The sequence below is a fragment of the Acinetobacter sp. 25-47-130 genome (assembly GCF_056779705.1).
In genome coordinates, this window is sequence record NZ_JBWYII010000002.1 from 230,329 (window position 1) to 248,447 (window position 18,119).

The 18,119-nt window shown below is 39.3% G+C and carries 13 protein-coding genes; 7 read left to right on the forward strand and 6 right to left on the reverse strand.

What is annotated here, in order from left to right:
* Positions 1–341 precede the first annotated feature (341 nt).
* Positions 342–1,235: a class D beta-lactamase gene (blaOXA, locus tag AC1M83_RS04830; protein WP_481590139.1), complete on the reverse strand. Its 894-nt coding sequence runs from the start codon at positions 1,233–1,235 to the stop codon at positions 342–344.
* Between the two features lie 821 nt (positions 1,236–2,056).
* Here blaOXA and omp33-36 point away from each other — a divergent pair.
* The gene (gene omp33-36, locus AC1M83_RS04835) at positions 2,057–2,992 is read left to right on the forward strand and encodes a porin Omp33-36 (RefSeq protein WP_180028475.1); all 936 of its coding nucleotides are present in this window, start codon (positions 2,057–2,059) and stop codon (positions 2,990–2,992) included.
* A 63-nt stretch (positions 2,993–3,055) separates the two neighbouring features.
* On the opposite strand, the gene betT is transcribed toward omp33-36, so the two are convergent.
* The 4 genes from betT to AC1M83_RS04855 form a co-directional block, all read right to left on the reverse strand.
* On the reverse strand, positions 3,056–5,026 hold the full coding sequence (gene betT, locus AC1M83_RS04840; RefSeq protein WP_481590140.1) for a choline BCCT transporter BetT: 1,971 nt from the start codon (positions 5,024–5,026) through the stop codon (positions 3,056–3,058).
* 226 nt (positions 5,027–5,252) lie between these two features.
* Positions 5,253–5,942 carry an ion channel gene (locus AC1M83_RS04845; RefSeq protein WP_481590141.1) on the reverse strand — a complete coding sequence of 230 codons (690 nt, stop codon included), beginning with the start codon at positions 5,940–5,942 and terminating at the stop codon, positions 5,253–5,255.
* A gap of 137 nt (positions 5,943–6,079) precedes the next feature.
* Entirely contained in the window at positions 6,080–7,786 is a 1,707-nt protein-coding gene (locus AC1M83_RS04850; RefSeq protein ID WP_180028478.1) for a cation acetate symporter, read from the reverse strand.
* A gap of 1 nt (position 7,787) precedes the next feature.
* Positions 7,788–8,120, reverse strand: coding sequence for a DUF485 domain-containing protein (locus AC1M83_RS04855; RefSeq protein ID WP_035265779.1), 333 nt, complete (start codon positions 8,118–8,120; stop codon positions 7,788–7,790).
* A 183-nt stretch (positions 8,121–8,303) separates the two neighbouring features.
* Between AC1M83_RS04855 and AC1M83_RS04860 the strand changes: the two genes are divergently transcribed.
* Both AC1M83_RS04860 and AC1M83_RS04865 read left to right on the forward strand, forming a co-directional pair.
* Positions 8,304–11,795, forward strand: coding sequence for a hybrid sensor histidine kinase/response regulator (locus AC1M83_RS04860; protein ID WP_481590142.1), 3,492 nt, complete (start codon positions 8,304–8,306; stop codon positions 11,793–11,795).
* 424 nt (positions 11,796–12,219) lie between these two features.
* Positions 12,220–12,987 (forward strand): hypothetical protein, encoded by a 768-nt coding sequence (locus AC1M83_RS04865; RefSeq protein WP_035265786.1) that lies wholly within the window; start codon positions 12,220–12,222, stop codon positions 12,985–12,987.
* Between the two features lie 61 nt (positions 12,988–13,048).
* Here AC1M83_RS04865 and AC1M83_RS04870 read toward each other — a convergent pair whose 3' ends face one another.
* Positions 13,049–13,699: a response regulator gene (locus AC1M83_RS04870; protein WP_035265788.1), complete on the reverse strand. Its 651-nt coding sequence runs from the start codon at positions 13,697–13,699 to the stop codon at positions 13,049–13,051.
* Positions 13,700–14,075: 376 nt separating this feature from the next.
* On the opposite strand from AC1M83_RS04870, the gene msuE reads away from it, so the two are divergent.
* The 4 genes from msuE (at position 14,076) to AC1M83_RS04890 (ending at position 18,102) form a co-directional block, all read left to right on the forward strand.
* On the forward strand, positions 14,076–14,813 hold the full coding sequence (gene msuE / locus AC1M83_RS04875) for an FMN reductase (protein WP_035265789.1): 738 nt from the start codon (positions 14,076–14,078) through the stop codon (positions 14,811–14,813).
* A gap of 29 nt (positions 14,814–14,842) precedes the next feature.
* Positions 14,843–15,952 carry a dimethylsulfone monooxygenase SfnG gene (gene sfnG, locus AC1M83_RS04880; RefSeq protein WP_481590143.1) on the forward strand — a complete coding sequence of 370 codons (1,110 nt, stop codon included), beginning with the start codon at positions 14,843–14,845 and terminating at the stop codon, positions 15,950–15,952.
* A gap of 308 nt (positions 15,953–16,260) precedes the next feature.
* Positions 16,261–17,409, forward strand: a complete 1,149-nt coding sequence (locus AC1M83_RS04885) for an MFS transporter (RefSeq protein WP_481590205.1) — start codon at positions 16,261–16,263, stop codon at positions 17,407–17,409.
* Between the two features lie 78 nt (positions 17,410–17,487).
* Positions 17,488–18,102: a riboflavin synthase subunit alpha gene (locus AC1M83_RS04890; RefSeq protein ID WP_481586860.1), complete on the forward strand. Its 615-nt coding sequence runs from the start codon at positions 17,488–17,490 to the stop codon at positions 18,100–18,102.
* Positions 18,103–18,119 lie beyond the last annotated feature (17 nt).

Here is an 18,119-nt window from a genome sequence, read left to right on the forward strand (position 1 = left end):
ACTATTGTAATGCCGTAAATTTTTTTGTTTAATATTTAAATTATTTTTCCACCAATATACAAGTGATATATTTCGCAGTATTTACTTTTTTTGAATTAAAATCAGATGATTATTTTGATCACTTAATCAGCATCGAAAAAATAGATCACGCGCATAATATTTAATCATTATACAAACTTCATCCTTTAAACCATAATACTTACATCGCAAAGACACTGATTCATATCAGATTTGCTTAATGAATTTTGCTCTACCCTCGGATGTTTCTCCCACATATAGAACATCCTTTTTCAGCCCAGCCATCCCAATCGGCTGGGTTTTTTTTATCTTTTATATGACTTTTAACGTAAATAATGAAATAAACCGAGTCGATCTAAAATATCTAAAGTGATTTCCTTCCGTTGCTGAATTTTATCACCATTTTTCATTTCTAAATTTAATGCAAAGGCAGTGACTTGACCGCTGGCTTGTTCTACAAAACCCACATACCAGCCCACCTGAGGCTCAATATCCATTCCCCAACCACTTTTGGCATATAACTTATTCGCACCACGTGATTCGACATACATCATGTCTCTTACATCTTGTTGTACATCTCTACGAAACGGCAATGACAACTGCGCCAATCTATAAACAAATTTAACTTGTTGATCAGGTGTAATCTCTAGAGGACCTTTTAACCAAAATTGATCTATCTCATCCCCGACTTTTGCATTTCCATACTGAATTCGACTTAATTCCTGCTGCATCAATGTTGGTCCAATACGGTGTGCTAAGGCTTGATACACAGGTACAACAGATGCTTGTAAGGCCTCACCAAGCGTAAAATCACGTTGCCAACTATCAAATGAACGCTTATTTCCATCCCATTTAAACACTTCATACCGAGTTGATTTATGATGTTCTAATCCAATCAAAGCATTGACTATTTTAAAAGTGGATGCAGGGATAAAATTTTCTTTTGCTCTTGTTCGATCAGAACCGTAAGTTTTAACGTGTTTGCCATCATAGGTGAGAAATACACCTTGAATATTTTGCTGATTAAATAGGGTCTCAATATGATGCTGATTCTTTGATTCACTGCTATTCAGCATTGAATCGTCTTTTAAATCGTATGCTTTTGTTCTCGGATTAATATGATCTAAGGCCTGGCAGGCAAATAAAAAAACAGACGTTAAAACAAGTGCAACAACGTAGATTCCTTTCAATTCAATGTTCCAATTTGACCAATGCATTTAATTCAATTTTGACAGATTATTTCCAATTTTTTTGTCTATTTTTAACACTTTTTTTAAAAATAATATTTACATGTGCAATATGCTGGTGCATAATGCCCCACATTAGGGCGAGATAGAAATATACCTCAGCAGAATTTCTGTATTTCCCTCAAGTTTTGGCAAAAAAACCTAGTTTTCATAGAAAACTAGGTTTTTTTTTGCTCAGTATTGATAAAGAATACACCCAATTATGCACTATAATGGTGCAAATAAATATAAGTTAAAAAAAATCCAGCCTTGGAGAAAGCTGGGTATATAAGAGAAATAACCACTATAATATTTAGTAAATCTAAAAGGTAAAACTCAATTTATTTAAATATAAAAAAAAACTTAGTTAACGAGCATGTAATTATGTGAAAATTAACTTAAATTGCAAAGATCGTAACCCTTTGAAATTCCGAATCGACCTAACACTTTACAGCCAAGTAGGTGAAAAAAGTCACATTATTTATTTTCAAATGAGTTAAAATTAAACGAAAATCTTAAATTTCATGTAAATTAACATTTTCTTTATACGTTTTATCCGATTCTAATAATCTTTTTTTTGTATAATTTCGATGCAATTTTTTTAGCTTAATCGACCTTGAAAATCTCCTTATCACATTGTTATTTTTGAATAAAATGTTCAAAAATTCATGTTCTTAATCTTCTTGTATAAAGACATAACACACAAAATAAATTTAGACCAGCAGGCTATTACCTTAAAGATCATTGACTTAATACATTGTTACAATACAATATTTACTGCATATTCATTCGACATTTATTTGGTAACTATTATGAAAAAAATTAGTTTAGCCACTGCTTTATTAGTAGCAATGACTGGGGCACACGCATATCAAGTTGAAGTACAAGGCGCTGCTGAATACTTTGATGACTCATTGAACAATGATAACTATACTGGTTCTGTTCAAGGTACTTACTACTTCAAGAATGTAGACTCAACTAAAGGTCCTTTAGCTGAAGCGGCTTTCTTAAATCAAGCATCTAATGTTTCTGTTGCTTATAACTTCGGTGAATATTCTGCTGATATTAAAGCTGCTAATCAGAAAGTTGAAGCTCAGCAACATAACTATGGTGCAAAAGCTGAAGCTTATATCCCAACTAAACTTATTCCTTTATATGCAAGCGCGTCATATAGCCACTCAAAAACTGATGCTAAAAATGACTTCACTGCAAATAACCCATTAAACCACCCACAAGTTGCTAAATTAGCAGATGGTAACGGCGATCGTTATGCTTTAGAACTTGGTGCAATGTTACTTCCAAACTTCTTAGTTGCTGTAGGTTATACAAGCGTTGCTGATCAATACTCTTTTGATGTCTTTAAAGCAATCAACAACGGCAGCGTATTCTCAGCACTTGAAACAGGTACTATTGCTGAAGATCAAGATGCGATCACAGCTCGTACTAAATATGTAGGCGGCATCACTGATACAAATATGTCTGTTGGCTTTGAAGCTGGTTTAGTATACGGTGAAGATACACTTTACCAATTAAAATCTGACCTTTACTTCAATCCACAGTTAAGCGCAGGCGTTTCTTATACTGAATCAAGCTTTAATGACACTCCAAGCTCAGCTATCGGTGCTAACGTAAACTACTTCATCACTCCAGCTGTAGCTGTTGGTGCAAGTTATGTAAATGCTAACGCTGAAAATGGTTCTAGCCGTGATACTGAAACTGTTGGCTTAAATGCTAAATTCCGTTTCTAATAAATTATTAGATACAGAATCAAAAAAGGACGCATAATGCGTCCTTTTTTTATCAGTCACTAGTTACTCAGGGCTACGAATTACACTTAAGAAATGTAAATGTCTTTCATATTGATCAATGACATCTTGAATTAAGTCTTCTTGTGTCCAGTCCATCACATCATAGGCCTGTCCACCCTCTCTTAAAAAGACTTCTGCTTGATAATAGTCCTGCTCAGTCACCATTGTGTCTGGCATAAAGCTTGGTGGCGTTGTTCTTTGTGACATCACTTGATATACAAAATTCAACTCGTCATGATGATCTACCCTCAACTCTACCCCTTCACCCAATCGATTTACACTAACCTTAAACTGTCTTCTCTTGAACTCTTTCTGCACTTGCTCTAATGCTTGAGATACTTGAGATTCAATAAATACATCAACCTCTTCCTTAGAATGAGGATAGTGCATAATCAATCCTAAGCGTTTTTGCCAACTCCGTGGTTGATGAATTGCTCGAGGTGTAATTCTCGCCTCTTGCAGAGCATTCATTTTAATTAAATCTACTTTTAAGGCTTTGAGTAATCCCCAACAAATAAAGAGCATAATGACGGAGAATGGCAATGCACTCATGATGGTTGCAGATTGTAAAGCACCGAGCCCACCGACCAATAATAATACAATTGCCAATACCGCCATAAGCACAGTCCAAAAGAGTCGTTGCCATGTCGGTGAACCTTCACCTTTAGCCGTCAAATAGTCTGTAACTAATGCACCTGAATCCGCTGAAGTGACAAAGAATAAAATAACCAGCGATGTTGCTACCACACTCATCATTGAAGCGAGTGGTAAGCTATTTAAAAATTCGAATAATGCAACGGAAGAATCCTTCTGTACTGCTAGCATCAGTGCTTCATTGCCTTCTTGCATAATACTGAAGAGCGCAGCATTCCCCATAAAGCCCATCCAAATGAGTGTAAATCCAGTAGGAATCAACATAACTCCAACGATAAACTCTCGAATAGTTCTTCCGTGAGACACACGTGCGATAAACATCCCGACAAATGGTGACCACGAGATCCACCATGCCCAATACATGATCGTCCAACCACCAATCCAACCATTCGGTTGATAAGCATATAAATTAAATGTCATGGTAAAGAGATTAGAAACATACTGACCCATGTTCTGAATTGTGGTTTGCAAAAGATAAATGGTAGAACTCGCGAAGAATACAAAGAGCAATAAACTTATTGCCAATACCAAATTCAACTCAGACAACCGTTTAATTCCTTTTTCTAAACCTAGAAAAACGGACAATGATGCCAATGAACTGACGATAATGATCAGTATCACTTGAGTACTTGCTGATTGAGGAATATCAAATAAATAATTCAAGCCTGAGTTAATTTGCGTTACACCAAAACCCAACGTTGTCGCCACACCAAATACTGTTCCAATCGTGGCAAATGTGTCTACTGCATCCCCCATGGGACCATGAATTTTTTTTCCAATGATCGGATAAAGCGCGGAACGTACTTTTAAAGGTAATTGATGTCGATAAGCAAAATACGCCAAAGACAATCCAATCAATGCATAGATTCCCCATGCATGAAGTCCCCAGTGGAAGAAAGTCACTCGCATCGCTTGCTGCGCTGCCAAAACCGTTTCTCCATCACCGACTGGCGGAGAGACATAATGCATTACAGGTTCTGCTACCCCAAAAAACATCAGGCCAATCCCCATACCTGCGGTAAAGAGCATTGCAAACCAAGAGCCATTACTGTAACTCGGTTGGCTATGATCTGGACCGAGCCTGATTTTGCCGTAGTCAGAAATTGCGATATAAGCCAGCACGATCAGAAATATGGCAACTGCTAAAACATAAAACCAACTAAAAGAATCCGTAATCCATTGGTTCAGTTGCTGAGTAACTAATTCAAAACCATGAGGAGATAACACCACAGTGGCCAAAAATACAAAAATAATGAGTACCGTGCTGATAAAAACACGTGGATTCACATTTGAATACCATGAAGGATGCTGAGAAGACATAATTCCCCTATATATTTATTTTTCGGTGAAACGCTTCAAACTGGATAAAACGCTATATGAAATGAGATCATTTACCCTCAACCTCATACAAAGCCGAGTTAGTTTCATCAAAGACGGAATAGAAAAATCGGCTCAATATAGAGCATCGGAGACTGTTTTTTGATCTAAGTACTTATTATTCATGATTTTGCAGATGAATGCCGTTAGCAAGATGTAACGTTCTGTTTTAATCATCCTGATGCTTTGGCAAATGAGCAATGTATTGCAATGCAATTAAGCGCGAAACAATCAAAGCCAGATACATGACTCCACTAAACATTTGAATCATAGCAATCAGTCTCGCCAGCGGACTCAAGGGCATAATATCTGAAAGACCTGTTGCCGACTGAATACTAAAACTGAGAAACAACAAATCTAACCAACTATGTTGAACAGATTGTTCAGGCGTTATGCTAAAACTCAGTGGGTCATATAGCTGGCAGATGCTATACAAAAATGCGAAGCTCCATGCAATTAAAGTAAAAACAGCCGCTGCCGCAAATAATTCATCTTTGGTCAAATAGCGGTCTTCGAACATATATCGAACCAAACCATAAGCCGCTGTCGTATACGCGATAACTTCAAATACATGCGCTGTAATTTGAATATAGGCTTGATGATATCCAATCAGAATCAAGAAAGAAAAAATGAGAGCTCCTAATACCCCAAATAAACCTACAGCACTAAAAATTGGGGTCATTTTGATGACTTTAGCAATAATAAGAAGGACTAAAGCGCCGAGAATCCAAGTCATGGAGCGATAAGCCAAATCATGACTTGATATCACTGCGAGGAATAAAATCAGCAGCTGTAAAATCAGTAGACACGCGGATGGTAAACGTACGAGATCACGTATCGCGCGGCATATTAAACTCATCTCAACTCCAACTATTTTTATTGTTTTGTTTGAATGAAAGCATAGCGGACAGTTGATGACTTGTATGTCATTTAAAATAGAAATTTGGTAAAGAAAAAAAGCCCCTTAAAGGGGCTTTTTATCATGATTAGTATGGTTTAGTGGTCTGACGCACCAGAAATACCAATACCTGTTTGTGAACGTACAAACTGTGCATCAAATGCTTTACGTTCTGCTTGCGCTTGTGCAGAATTGTCTGTCACAGAGAACAACCAGCAGAAGAAGAATGCTAAAGGCATCGCAAATAATGCAGGACCGTTATATGGATTAATTGGTGTATCAGAAATACCAAGCGTATCTACCCAAACTGCTTTAGAAAGTACGATGAGTACAACCGCTAAAACTAATCCAACAACACCACCGGCAACTGCACCACGCGTTGTTAAACCTTTCCAGAACATTGAAAGTACAAGCACTGGGAAGTTTGCACATGCAGCAACAGAGAATGCTAAACCTACCATGAAGGCAACGTTTTGTTTCTCGAACAAGATACCCAAGATCATCGCAAAGATCGCAAGACCTAAAGTCGCGATTTTAGACATACGAAGTTCAGATTCAGGTGTAGTTTGTCCTTTTTTCAATACGTTCGCATATAAGTCATGTGAAATTGCTGAAGCACCTGACAACGTTAAACCTGCAACAACTGCGAGAATCGTGGCAAATGCAACCGCTGAAATGAAGCCCATGAACAAGTCACCGCCTAAAGCATCAGACAAGTGAACCGCAGCCATGTTATTACCACCAACAAGCTCTAGCTTGCCAGTTACTGCCATTTTCGCAATATCAAGGAATTGTGGGTTGTTCGATACATAGAGAATCGCACCGAAACCAATGATGAAAGTTAAAAGATAGAAGTAACCGATAAAGCCTGTTGCAACAACAACTGATTTACGTGCTTCTTTCGCATCTTTTACTGTGAAGAAACGCATGAGGATATGTGGTAAACCAGCTGTACCAAACATCAATGCTAAACCAAGAGAAATCGCATCAATTGGGTTTGATGCCAGACTACCTGGTCCCATGATTTTGGTTGCATCATCTAAGGTTAAATCATGTACTTTAGAGAAGACTTGAATCGATTGCTCGAACATATTGGTGAAGCTAAAGCCAACGCCTTTCATCACCATAAATGCCATGAAGGTAGCACCTGACAACAACATCACTGCCTTAATGATTTGCACCCATGTTGTCGCTAACATACCGCCAAACATAACGTATGCCATCATAAGCAGACCGACGATGACGACAGCAATGTTATAGTTCAAGCCAAACAGAAGCTTGATCAACTGACCAGCGCCGACCATTTGGGCAATCAAGTAGAATGCAACAACAACAAGAGAGCTTAACGCTGCCAGTGTGCGTACAGGTTTTTCTTGTAAACGGAATGATACAACGTCAGATAAATTGTATTTACCCAAGTTACGCAAACGCTCTGCTATCAAGAAAAGTACGATAGGCCAACCTACCATGAAACCAAGTGAATAGAGTAAGCCATCGAAACCTGACAGGAAAACCATCGCAGAAATACCAAGGAACGATGCTGCGGACATATAGTCACCAGCAATGGCTAAACCATTTTGGAAACCAGAAATTCCACCGCCTGCGGTATAGAAATCTTTGGTGTTTGTGGTTTGTTTAGCTGCCCATTTGGTAATCCCCAGCGTTGCACCGACGAAAATCAAGAACATGATAATCGCAGGCCAATTTGTTGCTTGTTGTTCTGCTGCACCTAAATCAGGACCTGCGAATGCCAATCCAGATAACATTGCAGTCCCTGCAAATGTGAGTAAAGAATTCCATTTCATCTTAGTGTAGTCCCTTCTCGTGAGTGATGGCTTCAACTTCGCGCATAGCTTCTTCGTTTAATTGATCGAGCTTGTTGTTGGCAATGTACGAATACACACCACATAACAAGAAAGACAGCACGATGATGCCTAATCCTAGAGGGATACCCCAAGTGGTTACACCACCTGAAAGCGATGACAATAAAAATTCTTTGTTATAGCCAACCAAAAGCATAAAACCAACGTAGACAAACAGCATAATGCCTGTCAATGTCCAGCTCAGCGTGCTTTTCTTTTTGACCATTTCTTTGAATTTGGGATTCTGTAGAATTTGCTCTACTTGTCTCTCATCCATAAACAAGACTCCATATGAGACCCAACCGTAGGTCATTTTTTTTATTTAAATTATTCCGATTTTTAAATTAGCAAGATTTTGCATTGGTTGTAATTTAGACTTTGGTCGCTAAATTTTGATCAATTTGAACGTGACAGTTCATGGATGCGTTATCATTACACGAGATTCTCAAGTGTAAGTCCTATGAACAGTTGGTTGATTATTGGGGTACTCGCCCTCTACATCCTCATCCTTTTTATTTGCGCCTTTTTTGGTGAAAAACATGCCAGTCGGCTCAGCCCACGTGGACGCATGTTATTGTTTAGTTTGACCTTAGGCGTGTACTGTTCGTCTTGGACATTCTACGGCGCAACGGGTGCTGCTGTTCGTGAAGGGATCATTTTCCTTCCAATCTACTTAGGCCCACTTCTGTTTGTCTGGTTTGGTTATGATATTTGGCGTCGCTTAGGTCGAGTACGTCAGCACCATGCTATTTCCTCAATTGCTGACTTTGTGGCAGCACGTTATGGCAAAAGCGGACCTCTCGCCTCACTCGTCACCATTTTAGCCGTGATCGCCATCATTCCTTATCTTGCCTTACAACTGAGAGCCATTGCACTCAGTGCATCCGTGATGTTGCAACAGGATTCAGAAGTGATGAATCTGACCACCAATGGTGTACTTGCACTTACAGGGGTTCTCGCAATTTTGGCTATGATGTTTGGTACACGTCAGATTGCCAACACCGAACAGCATGGCGGTTTAATGCTGGCAGTCGCTTTTGAATCCTTTGTTAAATTATTTGCGCTCCTCTGTGTCGCTTTTTTCTTTTTATTTGAACGCCCCGAAAACCTCATTCAAGTTTCCGCAGACGTATCCAAAACCTTCCATGAAATTCAACTGATGGGCGTGCCAGATACCTTTTGGATTCAAACACTTTTAGCAGCATTAGCGATTATATGTTTGCCACGCCAGTTTCATGTTGCTGTAGTTGAATTACGTGATGAAAAACATATTCGTGGTGCGCGCAGATGGTTTGCCGCTTACATCATTTTAACCGTTGTCGCGATTATTCCGATTGCAAGTTGGGCACTTCATGCTGCACCAGAATACATGGCAGTCCCTGATGTTGCCGTGCTGTCACTGCCTTTGAGCTATAACCAAGAATGGCTGACGCTCTTAGCATTCCTTGGAGGATTTTCGGCTTCAACTGGTATGCTTTTAGTCTCTTCAGTCGCACTCTCAATCATGCTCAGTAACGACTTGATTATGCCTGCGCTATGGCGCTTGGGTTGGATTTCTCGTCATGACAAGCGTTTACCTCGAATGCTGAAATTCACACGTCGCGTATGTATTTTGGCGGTCATGCTACTTGGATTCTTGTTCTTCCATTTCTTTAATGACATTGATCAGCTGTCAGTATTTGGTCTTTTGGCATTTAGTGCTGTTGCACAGTTTGCACCTGCACTTATTGGGGGGTTGTACTGGCGTGGTGGAAGTAAACAAGGGGTCTATGCAGGTCTCATCGTTGGTTTTGTGATGTGGAGTTACACACTGCTCTTACCAACAATTTTAAGAAGTTTACCAGATGAATATTATCAATTTACTTATTCGTTTCTGATGTTTGGCCCTCTGGGATTTGACTTATTAAAGCCTGAAGCATTACTTGGTTTTGAATCATTTGCGCCATTAACACATGGTGTAATTTGGTCACTTGGCTTAAATATCGTGCTCTACATCTGGATCTCACGAATTTATCGTCCAAGTATTGCTGAGCAAATACAGGCAGAAAGTTTCTTCTATTACGAAACTAAACCCCTACAAACGCAACAAACCTCAAATGAAGTTAATTATTTACATCATGATGTCGCACGATTAAAAGTGGGTGACCTGATCACGCTTGCCAAACGGATTACGGGTGAAGGTCCGACCATGCATGCGTTTAATCAATTCTGCTTATCCAATAATGTGATATTAAACGAAAACAGCAGTGCCAATGGGATGTGGTGGCGTTTCACTGAACAATATCTTGCTGGCACAATTGGAGCTGCATCGGCACGTACCCTACTCACTACAGCCATGGTTAACAATGGATTAGCACTTGGACAGGTCGCTAATATTCTAGACCAAGCATCACAATGGCAACGCTTTAACCAAAATCTAATTATGACCATGATCGACCACATGACCCAAGGGGTAAGTGTTGTCGATGAAAACATGTGTTTAGTCGCATGGAATAATCAATATCTTGTTTTATTCGATTATCCAAAAGATTTGGTATATGTGGGCTGCCCGATTGCAGACTTGATCCGATACAACGCAGAGCGCGGTGAATGTGGACCTGGTTCCGTTGAAGAGCACGTACGTAAACGTATTCATTGGATGAAAGTAGGTAGCGCTCATGAGTTTGAACGTATTCGTAAAGATGGTCGTGTTATCCAAATGCGAGGAAATCCAATCGAAGGCGGTGGCTTCGTGACGACATTTGCTGATATTACGGCATTCCGAGAAACTGAAGCACTACTTGAAGGACGCGTTCAAGATCGTACTCAACAACTTGCCAATGCCTTGGCAGAACAACAATTGGCACGTGAACAAGCTGACAAAGCCAATATGTCAAAAAGTCGATTCATTGCTGCAGCAAGTCATGATTTACTTCAACCTATGCACGCTGCACGGTTATTCAGTACGGCATTAGAACAAAGCATTCAAAATGAAGAAGATGCTAAAACGCTACAGCAACTCGATCGTGCCTTACATGGTGCAGAGAGTATGCTTTCTGCATTATTAGACATTGCACGTTTAGAAGGTGGAACAATACAACCTAAACGACAAGCCTATCCATTACATGACCTATTGAGTGACTTAGAACTACAATTTAAATCAATTGCAGCACAACGAGCGATCTCCTTCCGAGTGCATGACGTGAAGTTCTGGATTGATACAGATCCTCAATGGATTCGCCGTATTATTCAAAACTTTGTCAGTAATGCCCTAAGATACACAGCAAAAGGTCGTGTAATTGTTGGGGTGTTACGTTCAGCAGAAAGAGCAAACCATATTCGTATTGGTGTTTGGGATACTGGTCCAGGGATTGCTGAACAACAACGTATTAAACTCTTCCAAGAGTTTGAACGTTGTGGACATACCTCGCCATGGGGTGAACAAGGTTTAGGTCTTGGACTCGCCATCGTTCAGAGAATGACCAGCATGTTGGGTTATCCTGTGCATGTGTATTCCGAGTTGGGTAAGGGTTCATGTTTTATGATTGAAGTCCCACTCATCGATGCACCAAAGGTTGTGACCGCACCAGTTCAAGCCACACCATTAAAATCTGCAGCGTATAAAATTTTATGTTTAGACAATGATGAAACTATTTTAGAAGGCATGGCAACTTTGCTTACTAAATGGGGCTATCAAGTGTTTAAAGCCACAGAACCTGAACAAGCGCTTGAGATTATTCAACAAGAGAACATTCAAGTTTGGTTGGTCGATCAACACCTGAATTCAAATAAAATAGGATTAGATTTTATTGTAGACCATCGTCAAGAAAATGTACCTGTGGCATTGATTACAGCTGATTCAGATCCTGAGCTTCCTCAACGACTCAAAGAGCTGAATATTGTCCTACTGAAAAAACCTCTCAAACCTGCCTCACTACGTTCATGGTTATCAGGTTTAAAAATTTCAAAATAAGATTTGAATAGTTATATTTTGATACATTCATCACCCAGTTTTTCCAAGAAGAGCTGGGTGATTTTGATACATATTCACACCATACTTTACAATGATTGGCAGACCTTAGCTTTAGAGGTGGCAAAAGAGAACAAAATAAAGCTAAAGAGAGCGTTGGCAATTGACCAAAAAAATCAAAGTCCGATTTTCTATGGCAAAACACATCAAAAGTTGAAAGATCATTTAAAACAAATAGTTACAAGTTTACTAACATCATGTTTTTAGATGACAAATTTACTCATCAAATAAAAATTAATACTTTAGTCTTATTCTTATTGCAATCAACATAATTCTAAATCTAGCCATCAGCACATCTTCTTTCGATTAAAGAAATCAAAGTGCCTCAAATTTTCTCGAGAATAAAAGTATCAAATGGAGTCTTGCAATGAATATTTCAGAAGCTATGCCACATGGTTTAGATCGTAATCACGAATTTCATCGCCAATATGGTGCCAATGCAATTTTGCCTGAAATCAAGTGGCAAGAAATTTTTCCATCTACATCCTTAAAAAATGTACATGTACGTGCCTTAGAACAGATTTACCAAACTGCAGTACCTTTGGCTTTACAGGTTTTTGAACAATTAAAATTTGATGTATTTACACCAGCAGCTTATCACCCTCAAGGCTTAGGTTTATTTGATAAATTGGCACAACAAGAAAATCAACTTATTCAACGTTTAGCATCAGAATGCCGAGATTTAGATGAACATACGCGTCATCAAGTGTGGAGTATGTTGTTGCGTGGTGGTGCCGTTTTGGTCTTTAAAGCTTGGCTTGGTAAAGTGAAAACTGGTGAAAATACGCTGGATACCACGCAGTTTGATGAAATTTCAGATTTACTCTTCATCAAAACACCGCCGCTTGCACTCGCAGAACAACTGGGCATCGATGCATATGCAGATTTCGATCATATTTTTCTCATGTATGGCAATGAGGTATTTTTAGATCGTTTTAATGGACTTGAAACGGCTGCACTCTTTGTTGATCTGAAAGTTTATGATGCCGCTTTTTTAAGTCTTAGAGATGATCGCGTTGCAGAATATTTAAAACGCAAGGGCTATGTAACACAAGATCAAATTGATGAACTTCAATGTGCACTCAATCCTCTATATTGTAATGAGTTGACACCTAAACAGGACTGTTTAGCCTAAAGTAGATACGCATCGAAAAAAAGACCTTTGATTAGGTCTTTTTTTCAAATCTAAGAATCAATTAAACACGTTTTTCTTCGATGTTTAATGCATTAATCGCTAATACAGCCTGAGTACGATTTTGAACGCCTAATTTACGGAAAATCGCGGTCACATGCGCTTTAATCGTTGCTTCAGAAACATCAAGTTCGTATGCGATCTGTTTATTCAACAAACCTTCCGCAACCATCATTAACACTCGGAATTGTTGTGGTGTTAGAGATTGAATACGTTCTGCTAAAGCTGTTTCATCTGCAGCACGTGGATCAAAGTTTAAATTCGCAGGCAGATTTGGCGGTAACCACATATCCCCTTCTAATACCTGACGAATCGCTTCACCAATGTGACTTGGATGCGCTGATTTTGGAATATAGCCCATTGCACCATGTGCAATCGAGCGTTGAATAATTGAAACTTCTTCATGCGCCGATACGACAATAATTGGTAACGATGGATACTGTGCACGCACATGCACCAACGCTGAGAAGCCTGATGCACCTGGAAGATTCAAATCTAAAAGCACTAAATCTGGTTCAGGACCTTTTTCTAAACGTTCATAAAATTCATTAACAGCAGCTGTTTCATGGATTTGGGCTTGCGGTAAGCTGTAACGAACTGCTTGAATTAAAGCATGACGAAACAGTGGATGATCATCAACGATTAAAATATTCATAAGCGAGGCGAGAGATCTCAAACACAATCAATATACTAACTGTGCTATAGCTGTTAAGGATATATAAATATTAACGAATTTTTGCAGAAAATGTCGGGCTAAATCTTACAAACGCGATTTTTTTATGTAATTTTGAAAATTCGATAAGCACATCACTTTTAAATATAAAATTTATTCAAATACTGAAATAGCTTATTCATAATCATAAATATAAGTTTATTCAGTTATTTATCACTAATTTATATCTCAAGAAGATTAAATTCCCGCTATATACGCAAAAATGATATTTATTATTATTTTGCTTATTTTACAGAATAAGCATTAATCCACATAAATAGTGCATCCGAGATTAATTTTAAATTTTTAGGTTTGTACTATGTCTACTGCTCAACAAAAACCATTAAATATCGTTGCTGTCTCTGGCGGTCTAAATAATCCTTCAAAAACTGAAGCGCTTGTTCAAGCGATTTTGGATGAGTTAGGTGAAGCAACACCTATTAATGTGCATTTTATTAAATTTAGCGAAATCGGTCATTTATTAGGTGGTGCCATTTATCGCAATCAGCTGCCGCAACGTGTTCAAGATGATCTTGCTGCTGTTGAAGCCGCGGATGCATTGATTGTGGGAACGCCCGTATATCGCGCATCTTTCACAGGTTTATTTAAACATTTCTTTGACTTTGTAGAACAAACTGCGCTGGTAGATGTTCCTGTATTACTTGCTGCATCAGGGGGCAGTGATCGCCATGCCTTGGTACTTGAGCATCAATTGCGTCCTTTATTTAGCTTCTTCCAAGCACAGACTTTGCCAATTGGCGTTTATGCAACTGATCGTGATTTTACGCCTGAATACACCATTCACAGTGAACTATTACGTGCGCGCATTACCTTAGCCATTGCTCGTGCTTTACCAATTTTAGAGTGGGCACCAGCCAAAGGTAAACGTGCTGAGGTTGTGAAAGATAAAACCCAACAAGCCAATCAGAACTTGGGCATTAACAAACAAATTGAACAAGAAGAAGTATTACCTTCAGCAGCAGTACCAAGTTTAGATGCAGCAGAGTCACGCTTGCATCACAAGAATAATGCTGCCCCAAAAATTGAAGTGGCATAAATATAATTGAATCAATGAGGGTATAAGCCATGTCTAATGCACAAAAACAAGCGATTAAATTTGCCTATTGGGTTCCAAATGTCAGTGGTGGTCTTGTCGTCAGTAATGTTGAACAACGAACAGACTGGAGCTACGACTACAATGTTCGACTCGCGCAAGCTGCTGAAAAAAGTGGATTTGAATATGCTTTGACACAGATTCGATTCACGGCAGGATACGGTGCGGAGAATCAGCATGAATCTGTAAGCTTTAGTCATGGCTTATTGGCAAAAACTGAAAAATTACGTGTAATCGCAGCAATTTTACCAGGCCCTTGGAAACCCGCGCTGGCGGCTAAACAGCTCGCGACAATTGATCATTTAACCAATGGTCGTATCGCTATTAATGTTGTGAGCGGATGGTTCCGTGGTGAATTTGATGCCATCGGTGAAGAATGGCCTGAACACGATCAACGATATGCACGTTCAGAGGAGTTTATTCGTAGCTTAAAAGGCATTTGGACGCAGGATAACTTTAGTTTTGATGGAAAATATTATCAATTTAAAGACTACACCTTGAAGCCAAAACCTGTTCAAAGCCCACATATTGAAATTTTCCAAGGGGGTAGCTCGCGTGCCGCACGTGATATGGCATCTCGTGTTTCTGATTGGTATTTCACCAATGGAAACACGCCTGCTGAAATTAAAAAGCAGATTGATGACATCCGTGAAAAAGCCAAGCTGAATCACCATCAAGTCAAAATTGGGGTGAATGCCTTTATCATTGCTCGTGATACTGAAGAGGAAGCAAAAGCTGTACTTCAAGAAATCATTGACAATGCAAATGTAGAAGCAGTCAATGCTTTTGGTGATGCAACTCGTGAAGCAGGTGCCGCAACTCAAGAAGGTGAAGGTAACTGGGCAAAATCAACATTTGAAGATCTTGTCCAATACAACGACGGGTTCAGAACAAATCTCATCGGTACACCGCAACAAATTGCTGAACGTATCGTTGAATTAAAATCAGTTGGTGTGGATCTGATCTTATCTGGCTTCTTACATTTTATAGAGGAAGTTGAATATTTTGGTGAAAAAGTACTGCCTTTGGTTCGAAAACTCGAAGCTGAACAGCAACAACACATCACCGCTAAATCAGCTTAATTGGTCTTCGATTAATTAACAACGATCTGAATGAAATCAGCGCTTTGTTCAGTCTTGTTTTGACCCTGATAACTATAATAATAGCGTCATGCAGTAGCAACTTAACCCCCAAGGCTCGGCTTGGGGGCTTTTTATTGGATAATTCATATAATCTGATCAGCAACAGTACATCGAAAATTGAATAAATCGTACATTGTTCCGCTGTTGCACGGTTATAATCACCTCAAAAATGAAGACAGCACAGCCTTATGGGTTCAATTCAATCAATAGAACATTCAAACAATTCCTCTGGTGCTTCAGCGAATAAAATGGCGGTTCATATTATTTTCGCTATTGCATTAGCGCATGGATTACATGATCTGATCCAGTCTTGCTTACCAGCCATTTATCCCATGCTGAAACTCAATTTTGACTTGAGCTTTACCCAAATCGGGATTATTTCTTTGGTCTATCAAATGACTGCATCTATTCTGCAACCTTGGGTTGGACTCTACACTGATAAGCATCCTAAGCCCTACCTCCTCCCTTTGGGTATGTGCGTTACACTGCTAGGTATCGTTTTGCTGGCATTTGCATGGACTTTTCCAATCTTACTGATTTCAGCAGCACTCATCGGTGTGGGCTCATCTGCCTTTCACCCAGAAGCCTCACGAGTAGCGAGAACAGCATCAGGTGGTCGCTTCGGAACTGCTCAATCCGCTTTTCAAGTGGGTGGTAATAGCGGCTCTGCCGTTGGGCCACTGTTGGCCGCAGCAATCATTGTACCGAACGGCCAAGCCTCAGTTGCTTGGCTCATGATATTTGCCATTTTCGCTATTTATCTGCTTTACAGAATCAGTCGATGGACCATTCAATATGGTGTTCAAGCTGCTTCAGCAGTAAAAGCCAAGCAATCAACACCGTTGAAAGGTTCTAAACTTGTACAGGGAATTGTGATTATCTGTGTGTTAATGTTTGCAAAATTCACGTACATTGCAAGTATTGGAAATTACTATACCTTCTATTTGATCGAAAAGTTTCAGGTCAGTATTCAACAAGCTCAGCTTTATTTATTTGCTTTTTTAGCCGCAGTAGCAATCGGTACTTTTGCTGGCGGCCCTATCGGTGACAAAATAGGTCGTAAAGCTGTCATTTGGATTTCCTTTATTGGCATGGCACCCTTTGCATTACTCATGCCACATGTGAATTTGATGTGGACGTGTATCTTTGCGATTCTTGCTGGATTGATTATGTCTTCCGCATTTTCAGCAATGGTTGTATATGCACAAGAAGCGATGCCAGGTCGTGTCGGCATGGTCTCTGGTTTGATGTTTGGTTTGATGTTTGGGATCAGCGGTATCGCGGCAGCAGCTTTGGGCTATGTGGCAGATCATCAAGGTATTCGTTGGGTATTTCACTTTACCTCATACTTACCACTACTGGGTTTATTGACCTTCTTTTTACCTAGAACCAATTGATCTGCGTAAGATGATCATCGCTACGATCTCAGTTAGGATTAAAAGCAATTAAGATTTATTTTTAGGCAAAGGTTTATTATGTATACAGGTATCGTGCAAGGGTTAGAAAAAGTATTAGATATACAGCATAAAGAGGGATATCGGACTTTTGTTATTTCTAATGCGCTCAATCTTTTTCATGATGTATTTATCGGCGCCAGTGTTGCGATTAATGGTGTTTGCTTAACCGCTACACAAATTGATCTGATCGCTGGTCAAGTGCATTTTGATGTTTCAAATCTGACACTTGAATTAACCACTTTAGGTCAACTCAACGTCGGTGATGAGGTCAACATTGAACGCTCCGCTAAAGTAGGTGCTGAGAATGGTGGGCATAATTTATATGGTCATATTGAAGGCACTGCAACCGTAAAGCATTTAAGCAAAAATGGTGAAACGTTTCATATCGACCTTGAAATTCCAAATGGCAATATCAAATATTTCTTCTTAAAGGGCTTTATCGGTTTAAATGGCTGCAGTTTGACAGTCAATCGGGTTGATCGTGCAAACAATCAAATCTCAATCGATCTTATTCCAGAAACTTTACGCTTAACCACATGGAAATATGTTCAAGTCGGCGATCAAGTCAATTACGAAATTGATCAGATGACACGTACGCTTGTCGATACTTTAGAAAATATTCATCAAAAATAAATAAAAGCCTCTACGAT